The organism is Turicibacter sp. TJ11 (assembly GCF_021497505.1).
In the GTDB taxonomy this organism is placed as follows: Bacteria; Bacillota_I; Bacilli_A; order MOL361; family Turicibacteraceae; genus Turicibacter.
The window spans coordinates 1,310,497-1,324,443 of record NZ_CP069349.1 but is presented as its reverse complement, the minus strand read 5'-3'; the positions used below and the strand labels follow the sequence as shown (position 1 = coordinate 1,324,443).

Here is a 13,947-nt window from a genome sequence, read left to right as displayed (position 1 = left end):
GAACATCTTGTGTAAAAATAAAAGAATGAGAAAGTAGGTTGGAGCATGACAGAAGAACGTTTAGTTGCACCTGATGAAATGATGGAGGATGAGTCAGAGTTAAGCTTACGTCCTGAGCGATTAAATCAATATATTGGGCAGACAGCAGTTAAAGAGAATTTACGTATTTTTATTGAAGCAGCAAAAAATCGTAATGAATCATTAGATCATGTCTTATTATTTGGCCCTCCGGGTTTAGGTAAGACGACGTTAGCAACGATTATTGCTAATGAAATGGGAGTTAATATTAAAACAACATCAGGTCCAATGATTGAAAGAAGCGGTGACTTAGCAGCTATTTTATCAGTTTTAGAACCAGGAGATGTTCTTTTTATTGATGAGATTCACCGTCTGCCAAAAAGTATTGAGGAAGTTTTATATCCTGCGATGGAGGATTATGTTTTAGATATTGTTGTTGGAAAAGATGAATCAGCACGCTCAATTCGTGTAGATTTAGCACCTTTTACACTAGTTGGAGCGACAACACGAGCAGGAGATTTATCAGCACCTTTACGTGATCGTTTTGGTGTCATTAATCGCCTAGAGTATTATAATGAAGAACAATTACAATCGATTGTTAAGCGAACAGGGATTGTCTATGAAACACCGATTGATGACCAGGCATCGTTAGAACTTGCGCGTCGCTCACGTGGAACACCTCGTATTGCTAATCGCTTATTCCGCCGTGTTCGCGACTATGCGCAAGTAATTGGAGATGGGGAGATTACTCATGAGATTGCAAAATTAGCGCTTGATCGTTTAGATATTGATTCATTAGGTTTAGATTATGTTGATCATAAATATTTAATGGGAATCATTGAACGTTTTGGTGGCGGTCCTTGCGGGATTGAAGCTATTGCAGCCTCAATTGGTGAAGAACCACAAACATTAGAAGATGTTTATGAACCGTATCTGCTTCAATTAGGATTCATTAAACGAACACCGCGTGGACGTGTTATCACACCACAAGCCTGTGAACATTTAAACGTGCCTTATCCTTTAAAATAAAGATTGAAAAATAACGATATTTGGTAGATAATTTATAGAGAGCTATAAATTTTGCAACATAGAAAGTTGGTGTGTTATGCGAGTAGATCAATTCGATTTTGAATTGCCGGAAGAATTAATCGCACAAACTCCATTAAAAGATCGCGATACGTCGCGTTTAATGGTTTTAAATAAAAAGACGGGTGAATTAACTCATGAAGTGTTTCATAACATCATTAATTATTTACGACCAAACGACACATTGGTTTTAAATAATACAAAAGTAATGCCAGCTCGTTTAATGGGGCAAAAACCAGATACAGGAGCAAGTATCGAAGTTTTACTTCTTAAACAAGAAGAGCAAGATTGCTGGGAAACACTTGTTAAACCTGCTAAGCGTGTTAAATTAGGAACAATCGTTGAGTTCGGTGACGGACGCTTAAAAGCTGAATGTATTGGGACAGGAGATATGGGAAAACGTATCTTTAAATTCATTTATGAGGGTATTTTTTATGAAGTGTTAGATTCTTTAGGAGAAATGCCTTTACCGCCGTACATTACTGAAAAGCTCGATGATCGTGATCGTTACCAAACCGTATTTGCAAAAGAAATCGGTTCGGCAGCGGCCCCGACAGCAGGATTACACTTCACCGAAGAATTATTAAATCAGATTCAAGAAAAAGGTGTGAAGATTGCTTACGTGACGTTACATGTTGGGCTTGGAACGTTTAGACCAGTTTCAGTGGATAGTGTAGAAGATCATGATATGCATGCAGAGTTTTATCAAATGTCTCAAGAGACGGCTGATATTTTAAATGCAACACATGAGTTAGGTGGGCGTATTATCACTGTTGGAACGACATCGACACGTACACTTGAAACCATTGCACGTGATCACGGAAAATTTGTGGCATGTGAAGGATGGACAGATATCTTTATCTATCCACCGTATGAGTTTAAAGGAATTGATGGAATGATTACAAATTTCCATTTACCAAAATCAACGTTAATCATGTTAATCTCAGCATTAGCAGGAAAAGAACACGTGATGAATGCCTATCATAAAGCGGTAGAAGAAAAGTATCGTTTCTTTAGTTTTGGAGATGCGATGCTGATTATAGAAAAATAGCAACTAAGATTATAAAAGTGAGGTGCCAAACTTGGCTATTAGATATGAATTAATACACGAATGTAAACAGTCAGGTGCGCGTTATGGAAAGTTACATACGCCACATGGGACGTTTGAAACACCTGTGTTTATGCCTGTTGGAACATTAGCAACAGTTAAGACATTATCACCAGAAGAATTAGACCAAATGGGAGCAAAAATTATTTTAGCAAACACTTACCATCTATGGTTACAACCGGGTGAGAAAATCGTTGAAGAAGCGGGTGGATTACATAAATTTGAAAACTGGGGTGGAGCTATCTTAACAGACTCTGGTGGATTCCAAGTTTTTAGTTTAAGTAAATTACGAGAAATTACAGAAGAAGGTGTAACATTCCGTGATCACCGAAATGGAGCACCATTATTTATGTCTCCTGAAATTTCAATCGGAGTACAAAATTCATTAGGTGCTGATATTATCATGTCATTTGATGAGTGTCCTCCATATCCAGCGACATTCGAATATATGAAAAATTCTGTTGATCGTACAATTCGTTGGGCAGAGCGTGGTAAAAAAGCTCATAAAAATCCAGATACACAAGCATTATTCGGAATTGTTCAAGGTGGAGAATTCCCTGAATTACGTAAGTATTGTGCAGAGAAGTTAGTTGAAATGGATTTCCCAGGATATTCAATTGGTGGAGTATCTGTTGGTGAACCTAAGGATGTGGCACGTAAAATGATTGAGTATACAGTTCCTTATTTACCAAAAGATAAACCACGTTATTTAATGGGAGTTGGATCACCAGATGATTTAATTGATGGTGCAATTCGCGGAATCGATATGTTTGACTGTGTTTTACCAACGCGTATCGCTCGTCACGGAACGGCGATGACGTCAGTTGGGCGTGTCGTTATTAAGAATAAAGTTTATGAACGTGATTTTACACCGCTTGATCCAAATTGTGATTGCTATACATGTAAAAATTATACGCGTTCATATATTCGCCATTTAATTAAGGCAAATGAGTCATTCGGTCAACGATTAGTATCATATCATAACTTGCATTTCTTAATTAACTTAATGGAACAAGTTCGTGAGGCTATCCGTAACGATCGTTTACTAGATTTCCGTGAAGAGTTCTTTGAGCAATATGGATTAAATGAACCAGGATCACGCGGATTTTAATTAAACCGTTTAAAGTCTTTTAAAATAGTTTAATCACTATAAAAGAATGATTAAAAATGATAAAGGAGAAAATTAGCATGAATGTAGGCGTTATTTCAATGATTGCACAGTTTGTTTTACTAGGATTAATTTTTTATTTCTTATTAATTCGCCCAGAAAATAAGCGTCGTAAAGCAGTTAATACGATGCAAAATAGTTTAGAAAAAGGAGATCGCGTTGTAACGATTGGCGGAATTCATGGACGTATTCATTCGTTAGAAGAGCAAACAGTTACATTAATTAACGATGAAGGACAAAAGTGGATTTTTGAACGTCAGGCCATCTCTCGTAAGTTAGAAAAATAATATAAGAAAAGAGCACTTTAGAGTGCTCTTTTCTTATATTAATGATTAGTTTTTTCTACTTGGTAGATTAACTCCAATCATTCCACCTGCAATACAAACCACAACAGTAATGATGCTACGAATCACGAATTTAAATGTTAATGAAGTCTCAACACCAATTGTGTAAAATAGCATGCTTAATAATACCATAAAAGTTGCCATCGCGATTCCAATTAACCATCCTTTTTGAGCAAATCCTTTTGAGATGATTGCTGTTCCAATAAAGAACGTGGCGATAAATGAAACATAGATTAATTTTTCAAGGGTACCGACGGAAATCCATTCAAAATAAGCTAAAGTTGTTATAAGAAGCCCAAGGATGAGGATACTAATAACAATAAATGCAATACCATGTAGTAATGCTTTTCCTAGTCTTTCTGACATACGCTCAACTCCTATTACAGTTTTATTTGTATTCATTACAACTGTATGAGAGTTAAGCGATATTTATGCGGTTTAAACTAATAAAATAAATAATTGGAGAGGGTATCGTATGGATTCTAATTGTTATGTTGTTATATATCGAACGACACTTTTTTATTTTGTCCTATTAATCGTCTTTAAGTTAATGGGAAAAAGGGAAGTTGGTCAGTTAACCTTATTAGACTTAGTTGTCTCTGTTTTAATGGCAGAAATTGCAGCCATGGGCATTGATAGCTTGGATCGTCCGGTTCATGAAGTGCTTTTAGCCGTTGGACTGCTAGGAACTTTACAGTTTACATCCGCTTTCATGACCCTTAGATTTAAAAAGATTCGCGAGATAGTGGATGGAAAACCATCTATACTAATTCATCAAGGAAAAATTAATTTAGATGAGATGCGAAGACAAAGATATACGTTTGACGATTTAATGGTACAGTTAAGAGCCAATAACATTTCATCTATTTTTGAAGTCGAGTATGCTATTTTAGAGTCAAATGGTCAACTGTCTTCGTTCAAAAGAAAAGATACTTCATTTTGTCCATTACCCATTATTACGTCTGGTGGGTTAGAAAAAGAAAACTTAACTAGAATTCAAAAAACGCCGGAATGGATAGATGAAGAATTAGAAAGACAGGGTATATTTAGTGTTAAAGATGTTTACTATGCTGCTTATGATGGCCAGCAACTTCGTTGTTTAACTCGACAATCTCTTAATATGAAAGAAAAAAAACGTCACTAACTTAGTGACGTTTTTTCATATGGATTCTCAAAGGAATTGTTCTATCCCTTTTATCATTTTATGTTATAATATGGTTGTTATTTAGAACGTAGAGTATCTACCATCTTATCTTTTGGAAATAATCCGCAGACAATAACTAAGAAAAGATAAGCAATTCCCATGATGAAGCAGATGATGATCATATTTAAAAGAGTGTTAGGGCTAAAAATAATCGTCGATTTTAAATAAGATCCAAGTAAAAAAGTAATTCCGATGATTAAGACAGCGTTAATAACAGCATTTAAATTTAAGTGATAACCGATATACTTTCTTACAAGAAGATAGTGCCAAACAGTAACAAATACAACATTAAATAAGACGGCGATGACAAGTCCGTAAATATTTAAATTTGGAATAGGTAAAAGGACAATCATCATCATAATTTTTATAATTGAAGAAATTAATGTTGTATTCATCGCTTTTGTAGCCTCATCAATGGCTTGTAATGTAGACGTTAGTGGAGCTTGAAAATAAAGTAATAAAAAGACTGGTGCCATAATAATTAAATAGTTGGCCCCGGTTGAAGAGGCAAATAATAAGTTCATAAGCTCAACAGGAAATACCATAAGTAAAACAGTATAAATTCCACTTGGTAAAAACGACAATTGGAAAGCATTATTTAAATGATAATGAATGCGATCATATCGTTTACTCGCATAGGCTTGGCTAATTGGTGGGACAATCGCCTGTGTGACAGCATTTGGGATAAACGATGGCATTAATACCATAGGAAGTGCAAAGCCAGCTACAGCTCCGTATAACTTAGCGCTGACCTCACTTTGATAACCAATCTTAAATAAACATTGAACGACGATGATAGGTTCAAGAAAGTGTGAAAATGAACCGATCAGGCGACTTCCAGTTGCAGGAAGAGAAATTGCTAAGACGTCTTTAAAGTTCTGCGGGCTTAGCCGAACTGGTTTTAAGGTTGCCCCACGATGATTTTGATGTAGATGTTTCATGAATAAAAAGAGAAGAATTAAAATAGAGGCAAATTCACCAGCAATAGAGGCCCAAATGGTTCCGACAACTGCGTAAACAATACCGTACGGTAAGAGCCAATTGATAAAATAGATACAAATGACGATACGAACGATTTGCTCAATTAACGTTGAGATTGCGGAAGGAACCATGTTTTGTTCCCCTTGGAAATAAGCTTTCATAATCGTTGACAAAGATACCAGGAATAAAAGAGGTCCAATTGAAATAAGAGGTAAATAAGTTCGTGGATCTTTTAATAAATCATTAGCCAACGGTTTTGCAACGAAGAAAAGAATAATACTTACCATTAAGCTTGAAATCATTGCAATAATTAATGAAACAGACAAGATCTTTTTTTGGCGTTCATTGGCTCTAGAAATTAATGTTGGAATGGCAATTGGGAGTCCTATGCTTGAAAATGTTGTTAAAAGCATGAGGGTTGGAGCCATCAACATATAAATTCCAATTCCATCTTCGCCAAGTAATCGTGTAACAATAACCCGGTTCACCATCCCTAAGACTTTTGTGACTAAACCGGCTAAAACGAGAATCATTGTTCCTTGTGCTACGCTTTGTTTTTTCATAATTTTTCCACCCATACTTTAGTTATGATTTTGCTTAAGCCTATGAGGATGAACTTAAAAATATGAAGGTGAGGAGATAACTTTGTTTAAATCAACAATGAATTGGAAAAAATCTGACATATTTAGAGACGACTATGAGTCGTTGAATACGCTTTTGCATCCTGTAGTTGAACAACTTGTCTTATCACGAGGATTGGCGACAAAAGAGAATATTGAGACATTCTCTACTGAAGAAATGGTTCATCATGATCCTTTTTTATTTTCACAAATGGATAAAATTATTACACGAATTAATGAAGCCATCGATGAAGGACAGCCGATTTTAGTTTATGGAGATTACGATGCTGATGGGGTAACGGGAACGACCATTTTAGTTCGTTGCTTGAGAGAATTAGGTGCATTAGTTAACTACTATATTCCCAATCGCTTTTATGAAGGGTATGGACCAAACGAAGATGCATTTATGCAGGCTATTGCTGATGGTTATCAATTAGTCATTACGGTTGATAATGGGATTGCTGGAGTTGATGAAGCAAAAATCTTACGAGAACATGGGGTGGACCTAATTATTACAGACCATCACCAAATTAAAGAAACATTACCTAATGCCTTTGCCATCTTACATCCAGAACTTGATGATCAGTATCCCTTTCATAAACTGTCAGGAGCGGGAGTCGCTTTAAAAATAGCAGAGGCCTTATTACAGGAAGTTATTCCTGAAGATTTTTATGCGATTGCTATGCTTGGAACAATTGGAGATGTTGTTCCACTAATTGATGAAAATCGTTCAATTGTTAAACGTGGACTAGCTGCCTTACGTGAGACAGAAATTGAAGGATTAAATGCAATCATGGAATTAGCTAAAACAGATAAAGAAGAAGCGACTGAAGTGAATGTTGGTTTTGAAATTTGTCCTCGATTAAATGCACCCGGACGAATGGATGAAGCTGCTTTAGCTGTTGAATGTTTAATAGCAGAAACGAAAGAAGCGGCTCAGTTAATTGCTAAACAGATTGAAAGTTTTAATAGTGAGCGTCAAAAAACGACACAAAAAGTTTTGGATGAAGCGAGTCAATTAGTTGACCCAATCACGTTAAAGAAAAAGAAAGTCGTTATCTTATATTCTTCAAATTGGCATGAAGGGATTTTAGGAATTGTTGCTGGAAGATTAGCAAAACAGTGGCAAAAAGCTGTATTTGTGGTGACAGATGATCATGAAGGATTAATTAAAGGATCGGCACGAGCGGTTGAAGGATATCACTTGTTTGAGCTATTAAGTGAATGTCATGAACTGATTGAACGTTTTGGGGGACATGCTTTGGCAGCTGGTATTACGTTTGCCCCAGAAAATTTACAAGCCTTAGAAGATAAGATGAATGATCTTTTAAAAGATGTTGAAGTATCACCGAGTTTACAAGTAGATTTAACTCTCTCACTAGGTGATTTAAATGTGACATTTGTTGACCAACTATCGATGCTTGCTCCGTTTGGAGAAGGAAATCGCCCCCCACTCATTGAAATTAGAGATGTTTATGTTAAAAATGTAAAAACGATCGGAAATAAACTACAGCATTTAAAATTCACCTTATATAAAGATCAAGAATCAGTCGATGTGATTGCGTTTAATCAAGCTTCGCTTGCGATGTATTTAACTCCTGATACATTATTTAGCTTTGTAGGAGAAGCTAAAATTAACGAATGGAATGGAAATCGTAGTGTTCAGTTTCATTTTTTAGATATGATGTGTGAGGAATTTCAATTGATTGATCTTCGTAACAAGCAAGTTTATGAACAAAGAAAGAACGAACTTCAACTAGCTACGCCATATAAAGCAGCTTTAGAAGCAAGTGAAGTCGACACGTTATTAATTGATCAACTCCCAGCGTCAAAGGAGGAGTTATTGGAGTTAATTACTTCAAAAAAACCAGGAAATATTGTGATGGCTCCGTTAGAGACAAATGTCACGTTTGCTGCACGTGAGAAGTTTATCACGGTTTATAAAGTCGTTAAGCAGCATGGACCAATTACATTAAATAATCAAATGATTAATTATTTTACGCGTTTAGGAATTAGTAAAAATGAATTATTGTTTATTTTACAGGTGTTTTTTGAAGTAGAACTTGTTATAATAAGAAATGGTTCTGTTTTTCCAGCAGATAGCGCAACGAAGCGAGACTTGTCCGAAGCACAGACGTATCAACAGCAAAAGTCAAAGCTTGATATGCTTGAATTTTTTGAATTGACGACATGGTCAGAATTAAAAACAACCTTTAAAACAGCTAGGGAGGAAATGACACATGAATCTTAAGGATTATGTTGCGAATGTACCTAACTTTCCAAAAGAGGGCATTCAATTTAAAGATATTACACCATTAATGGCAGATGGAGCTGCTTATAGCTATGCAACAACACAAATGGTTGAATTTGCAAAACAACAGCAAGCGGAAATTATTGTTGGACCAGAAGCACGTGGATTTATTTTTGGATGTCCAGTGGCTCATGAATTAAAAATTGGTTTCGCACCTGTCCGTAAACCAGGTAAATTACCACGTGAAACAGTTTCATTCAATTATGATTTAGAGTATGGTTCAAATACATTATGCATGCACAAAGATGCGATCAAACCAGGACAACGTGTTTTAATTGTTGATGATTTATTAGCAACAGGTGGAACAGTCGAAGCAACTGTTAAGTTAATTGAACAACTTGGTGGAGTAGTTGTTGGATGCGCCTTTTTAATTGAATTAGAAGAGTTAAATGGTCGTAAAACATTAGAAAACTATGAAGTTTTATCATTAATGAAATATTAATAGACGAAATATTAAAGAATAAGTAGAGATGGAGCATTTATTGTTGCATTTCTACTTTTTTTTATGTTAAAATTTTAAAAACAGTTATTAAATGACAAATTTAAGATGATAAAGATGTAAGCGGTTGATGAAATATCACCCTTTTTTTTCATCTCAAGAAAGTTTTAAAAAGAATGCTTTTTGTTGAAACAAATGATAGTTTTAGCTTTATAATAAAATAAGTAGATTAAACAATAGGAGTAGTGCTTATGTACCAACTAAACGGGTATGAAATATCAATTGATCATGTTTTAGAGCAAGCTAAAACGTATATTAAAAATCCAGACAGTATTGCCATTATCGAGCGTGCTTTTGAACTTGCCTTTCAAAAACATAAAGATCAGCTGCGTAAATCAGGTGAACCTTATATTATTCACCCAATTGAAGTAGCTCATATTTTAGCGAAGTGGCAAACAGGCCCACGAACAATTGCTTCTGGGCTATTACATGATATTATCGAAGACACTGAAATTACAAAAGAAGAGATTGCCGAGTTATTCGATGAAGAAATTGCTGAAATTGTAGATGGTGTGACGAAGTTAACGAAGCTTAAATATAAGTCAAAAGAAAAACAACAGGCTGAAAATCATCGTAAAATGTTATTAGCGATGAGTAAAGATATTCGTGTCATTTTAGTAAAGTTAGCCGATCGTTTACATAACATTCGAACGTTAAAGTTTTTACCACCTGAAAAACAATGCTCTATTGCTCATGAAACGATGGAGATTTATGTTCCGATCGCCCATCGTTTAGGGATGTATCGTGTCAAAGCTGAACTTGAAGATACGTCACTTCGCTTTTTAAAACCGGAAGACTTTTATCGAATCGCTCAGTTAATTAAGCAGAAAAAACATGAGCGTGAACAACAAATTCAAGAAATGGAAGCAGAAATTACAGCTGCTTTAGAGGAATATCATATTCCATTTGAGATTAAAGGTCGTATCAAAAATATTTATAGCGTGTATAAAAAAATGTTAACACGACAAAAAGATTTCGAAGAAATCTATGATTTATTAGCTATTCGTTTAATCGTTAACTCTGTTCCAGAATGTTATTCTGCTCTTGGTGTCATTCATGCGAATTTCAAACCAATTCCCAATCGTTTTAAAGATTATATTGCGATGCCAAAACCAAATATGTACCAATCGTTACATACGACCATTATTGGTCCAAATGGACATATTTTTGAGGTGCAAATTCGTACGAAGGAAATGGATGAAATTGCGGAACAAGGGGTTGCTGCACACTGGGCGTATAAGGAAAATCGTCAAATCACACCAAAACAAGAACAAAAAGAGATTCAAGATAAACTAAAGTGGTATGAAACGCTGATTGCTTATCAAGAAGAAGTTAATGATGCCGAAAAGTTAATGAAGCTAGTTAAAGATGATATCTTTAATGCGAACGTTTATATTTTCACACCAAATGGTGATGTATTTGATTTTCCACCAGGATCAACACCCCTTGATTTCGCGTACCGAATTCATACAGACTTAGGTCATAAAACAACAGGTGCCATTGTAAATGGAAAAATTGTGACGTTAAATTATCAGTTAAAGACGGGTGATATCGTAGAGATTAAATCATCACGTAATTCGTTTGGCCCAAGTGAAGATTGGTTAAATATCGTTAAAACGTCACAAGCTCGTCATAAAATTCGTCAGTATTTTAATCGTATTAAGCGAGAAGAATATACTCGTAAAGGAGAGGAAATGTTCTTAAAAGAACTTGCCTCAAAGGATTTATCATTAAACAATATTGATATTAAAAAATTGTTAAATATTTACAAAAAACAAAGTGTTGAAAAAATTGATGAGCTGTATTATCAAATTGGTCGTGGGCGTCTTATTTCAAAAACGATTATTGAACGTTATTTCTTAGATGGAAAAGAAGTCAATGATACAGAATTAATTCAACAAATTAATGAAGCGGCAAAATTCAAAGAAGAGCACCGAAAGAAAGCTAAAAATCGTTTTGGAATTATTGTAGATGGGTTAGATAATGTCGATTTGAGGATTGGAAAGTGCTGCTATCCTGTGCCTGGTGATCCGATTGTTGGGTATATTACAAAAGGAAGCGGGATTACGATTCATCATGCAGATTGTCATAATGTGAAAGCAGATGGCCGCATTGTTCCGGTAGAGTGGGATGATGAACATTCTAATTCATTTAGTGCAAAGATTAAGATTACGACACTTGATCGTAAAAATGTACTAGGAGATGTTATTCAAAAATTAACGGTGTTAAATACGAATATTACAGAACTCAATGCCTTAACATCAAATGATACAACCGTGATTCATTTATCGTTATCCGTACGTAATGTAGAACAGTTAGTTGGAATTGTGAATGCCATTAAACGTATTAAAGATGTTTTTAGTGTTGAGCGTATCATTCAGTAGTGAGGTGAGAGAATGAGGGTCATTGTTCAACGAGCAACAGATGCCAAGGTGATGGTCGATGGAAAAGTGACAGGACAAATTGAACAAGGATTGATGTTATTAGTTGGTTTAACACATGAGGACAGTGTGAAAGATTTAGAATACTGTGCTAAAAAAGTAGCTAATTTACGAATCTTTGAAGATGAAGAAGGTAAGATGAATTTATCTGTTAAAGACGTTGGGGGAGCTATTTTATCAGTCTCTCAATTTACTTTATATGGTGAAACGAAAAAGGGAAATCGACCAAGCTTTATCGAAGCTGCTCGTCCTGAAGTGGCGAAGCCTTTATACGATCAGTTTAATCAAATTCTGAGAGAAGATTACGGATTAAAAGTTGAAACAGGAATTTTTGGAGCGATGATGGAAGTATCATTTACAAATGATGGTCCTGTTACTTTAATCGTTGAATCTTAAAAAAAAATGTATTATAATAAAGAAAACAGTCTATAATACACATACATTCGATGACCGAGAAATTCTTTAAATACTATGCGTACCAGAGAACGGAGCCTAGGCTGGAAGCTTCGACGGATAATTTATAGATAGACACTCGTGAGGAAATATTCTGAACTCATATAGTAGGAATATTCGTTGACGGCGTTAACGTTTTAAAGTGGTAACAGTAAAAGAACTGTTACAAGTAAGGTGGCACCGCGTAGATTACGTCCTTAGAATCATTCTAAGGACTTTTTTTATACTCGAAAAGAACCTCACACACTTAGTTAATGAAATGGTTAAAAAAGACTTAAGTAATGTAGCGAAAGGAGATTTAACATGAATTTTAGTAAACCTAAAGGAACATATGATGTTTTACCGAAAGAAAGTGCCCGTTGGCAAAATGTTGAAAGTTTAATTCGTGAAATCTGTTCAATTTTCAACTATAAAGAAATTCGTACCCCAATGTTTGAGAGTACGCAACTATATCATCGTTCGGCAGGAGAAACATCAGATGTTGTTTCAAAAGAAACGTACGATTTTAAAGATCGTGGAGATCGTTCAATGACATTACGTCCAGAGGGAACAGCTGGGGTTGTACGTAGTTATATTGAAAATAAACTATATGCAGACCAAATGGTTCAAAAAATGTTTTATATTGGGCCAATGTTTAGATATGAACGTCAACAAAAAGGACGTTATCGTCAACACGTTCAATTTGGAACGGAAGTATTCGGAAGTGCCGATCCTGCTATTGATGCAGAAGTGATTTCTTTAGCAGTTACGTTATATCAAGTATTAGGGTTACGTAACGTTAAGGTTAAATTAAACTCATTAGGAGATACTCAAAGTCGTGAAAATTATCGAGAGGCGTTATTAGCACACTTTGAAGGACATAAAGAATCATTATGTTCAGATTGCCAAGTTCGTTTAGAAAAAAATCCATTACGCGTATTAGATTGTAAAGCGGATCGCCATAAAGAAATTATGAAAAATGCGCCACAAATGATTGATCACTTAACTGACGAAGATAAATCTTACTTTATGAGTGTTCAAAAATACTTAAAAGCGATGGGAATTGAATACGAATACGATGCAACGTTAGTTCGAGGATTTGACTATTATACGCATACAATTTTTGAAATCCAAGCAGAAATCGAAGGATTTGGTGCACAAAATACGTTATGTGGTGGAGGACGCTATAATAAATTAGTCGGGGAATTAGGTGGACCATCTGTTCCTGCCATCGGATTTGGTATGGGATTAGAACGTTTATTATTAGCACTTGAAGCAGAAGGAATCCAAGTAGCAGGAGAAGATTCAGTCGATCTTTTCTTAATTACACTTGGTGAGGATGCAAAAGTCTTTGGATCACGCTTATTATTTGATTTACGTTCACGTGGATTAGCTTGTGAAACAGACTACTTAGGAAAAAATCTAAAAGGTCAGTTTAAGCAAGCGGATCGCTATCGTGCACGTTATACAGCAATATTAGGTGATGAAGAGTTACAACAAGGAATGATCAATATTAAAAATAACCAAACAGGAACACAAGAAAGTATTCCAGTAGGATTTATTATTGATTATATTATTCAAGATCAACAACGTAATCATCAACATGGTGGAGGATGTTGTGGAGGACATGGACATGATCATGAGCACGAATGCTGCGGAGGACATGGACATGACGATGAGCATGAATGCTGTGGTGGAACTGGTCACGGTTGTGGATGCCAACATTAAAAAGAGG

The 13,947-nt window shown here is 35.4% G+C and carries 12 protein-coding genes and 1 other annotated feature; of the genes, 10 read left to right on the top strand and 2 right to left on the bottom strand.

The window, feature by feature from the left end:
• Window positions 1-45 precede the first annotated feature (45 nt).
• From ruvB to yajC, 4 genes are all read left to right on the top strand, one after another.
• Complete coding sequence (ruvB, locus tag JRC48_RS06160; protein ID WP_235070969.1) at window positions 46-1,047, top strand: Holliday junction branch migration DNA helicase RuvB; 1,002 nt, start codon at window positions 46-48, stop codon at window positions 1,045-1,047.
• A 76-nt stretch (window positions 1,048-1,123) separates the two neighbouring features.
• On the top strand, window positions 1,124-2,155 hold the full coding sequence (gene queA / locus JRC48_RS06155) for a tRNA preQ1(34) S-adenosylmethionine ribosyltransferase-isomerase QueA (RefSeq protein ID WP_235070968.1): 1,032 nt from the start codon (window positions 1,124-1,126) through the stop codon (window positions 2,153-2,155).
• Window positions 2,156-2,186: 31 nt separating this feature from the next.
• Window positions 2,187-3,323: a tRNA guanosine(34) transglycosylase Tgt gene (gene tgt / locus JRC48_RS06150; RefSeq protein ID WP_255703628.1), complete on the top strand. Its 1,137-nt coding sequence runs from the start codon at window positions 2,187-2,189 to the stop codon at window positions 3,321-3,323.
• 77 nt (window positions 3,324-3,400) lie between these two features.
• On the top strand, window positions 3,401-3,667 hold the full coding sequence (yajC, locus tag JRC48_RS06145; RefSeq protein WP_235070966.1) for a preprotein translocase subunit YajC: 267 nt from the start codon (window positions 3,401-3,403) through the stop codon (window positions 3,665-3,667).
• A gap of 45 nt (window positions 3,668-3,712) precedes the next feature.
• Here yajC and JRC48_RS06140 read toward each other — a convergent pair whose 3' ends face one another.
• On the bottom strand, window positions 3,713-4,090 hold the full coding sequence (locus JRC48_RS06140) for a TIGR04086 family membrane protein (protein ID WP_235070965.1): 378 nt from the start codon (window positions 4,088-4,090) through the stop codon (window positions 3,713-3,715).
• A gap of 109 nt (window positions 4,091-4,199) precedes the next feature.
• Between JRC48_RS06140 and JRC48_RS06135 the strand changes: the two genes are divergently transcribed.
• Window positions 4,200-4,868 (top strand): DUF421 domain-containing protein, encoded by a 669-nt coding sequence (locus JRC48_RS06135; protein WP_235070964.1) that lies wholly within the window; start codon window positions 4,200-4,202, stop codon window positions 4,866-4,868.
• A gap of 77 nt (window positions 4,869-4,945) precedes the next feature.
• On the opposite strand, the gene spoVB is transcribed toward JRC48_RS06135, so the two are convergent.
• The gene (spoVB, locus tag JRC48_RS06130; protein WP_235070963.1) at window positions 4,946-6,472 is read right to left on the bottom strand and encodes a stage V sporulation protein B; all 1,527 of its coding nucleotides are present in this window, start codon (window positions 6,470-6,472) and stop codon (window positions 4,946-4,948) included.
• An 82-nt stretch (window positions 6,473-6,554) separates the two neighbouring features.
• On the opposite strand from spoVB, the gene recJ reads away from it, so the two are divergent.
• The 5 genes from recJ to hisS all read left to right on the top strand — a co-directional run bounded on the left by recJ (window position 6,555) and on the right by hisS (window position 13,940).
• On the top strand, window positions 6,555-8,780 hold the full coding sequence (recJ, locus tag JRC48_RS06125) for a single-stranded-DNA-specific exonuclease RecJ (RefSeq protein WP_235070962.1): 2,226 nt from the start codon (window positions 6,555-6,557) through the stop codon (window positions 8,778-8,780).
• Complete coding sequence (locus JRC48_RS06120) at window positions 8,770-9,282, top strand: adenine phosphoribosyltransferase (protein ID WP_235070961.1); 513 nt, start codon at window positions 8,770-8,772, stop codon at window positions 9,280-9,282. Before recJ ends, JRC48_RS06120 begins: the two co-directional genes overlap by 11 nt.
• A 248-nt stretch (window positions 9,283-9,530) precedes the next feature.
• A complete protein-coding gene (locus JRC48_RS06115) occupies window positions 9,531-11,723 on the top strand; it encodes a bifunctional (p)ppGpp synthetase/guanosine-3',5'-bis(diphosphate) 3'-pyrophosphohydrolase (RefSeq protein WP_235070960.1) in 2,193 nt (730 codons plus the stop codon).
• A 12-nt stretch (window positions 11,724-11,735) separates the two neighbouring features.
• Window positions 11,736-12,176 carry a D-aminoacyl-tRNA deacylase gene (gene dtd / locus JRC48_RS06110; protein ID WP_235070959.1) on the top strand — a complete coding sequence of 147 codons (441 nt, stop codon included), beginning with the start codon at window positions 11,736-11,738 and terminating at the stop codon, window positions 12,174-12,176.
• Window positions 12,177-12,217: 41 nt separating this feature from the next.
• Window positions 12,218-12,435, top strand: a binding site (T-box leader).
• A 101-nt stretch (window positions 12,436-12,536) separates the two neighbouring features.
• Window positions 12,537-13,940, top strand: a complete 1,404-nt coding sequence (hisS, locus tag JRC48_RS06105; RefSeq protein WP_235070958.1) for a histidine--tRNA ligase — start codon at window positions 12,537-12,539, stop codon at window positions 13,938-13,940.
• The last annotated feature ends 7 nt before the right edge of the window (window positions 13,941-13,947 follow it).

What these genes read in the sequence shown, in the direction of transcription:
- ruvB (WP_235070969.1), top strand. Translation starts at nt 46, where the DNA reads ATGACAGAAGAACGTTTAGTTGCACCTGATGAAATGATGGAGGATGAG.
- queA (WP_235070968.1), top strand. Translation starts at nt 1,124, where the DNA reads ATGCGAGTAGATCAATTCGATTTTGAATTGCCGGAAGAATTAATCGCA.
- spoVB (WP_235070963.1), bottom strand. Translation starts at nt 6,472, where the DNA reads ATGAAAAAACAAAGCGTAGCACAAGGAACAATGATTCTCGTTTTAGCC.
- JRC48_RS06115 (WP_235070960.1), top strand. Translation starts at nt 9,531, where the DNA reads ATGTACCAACTAAACGGGTATGAAATATCAATTGATCATGTTTTAGAG.
- yajC (WP_235070966.1), top strand. Translation starts at nt 3,401, where the DNA reads ATGAATGTAGGCGTTATTTCAATGATTGCACAGTTTGTTTTACTAGGA.
- JRC48_RS06140 (WP_235070965.1), bottom strand. Translation starts at nt 4,090, where the DNA reads ATGTCAGAAAGACTAGGAAAAGCATTACTACATGGTATTGCATTTATT.
- JRC48_RS06120 (WP_235070961.1), top strand. Translation starts at nt 8,770, where the DNA reads ATGAATCTTAAGGATTATGTTGCGAATGTACCTAACTTTCCAAAAGAG.
- dtd (WP_235070959.1), top strand. Translation starts at nt 11,736, where the DNA reads ATGAGGGTCATTGTTCAACGAGCAACAGATGCCAAGGTGATGGTCGAT.
- hisS (WP_235070958.1), top strand. Translation starts at nt 12,537, where the DNA reads ATGAATTTTAGTAAACCTAAAGGAACATATGATGTTTTACCGAAAGAA.
- JRC48_RS06135 (WP_235070964.1), top strand. Translation starts at nt 4,200, where the DNA reads ATGGATTCTAATTGTTATGTTGTTATATATCGAACGACACTTTTTTAT.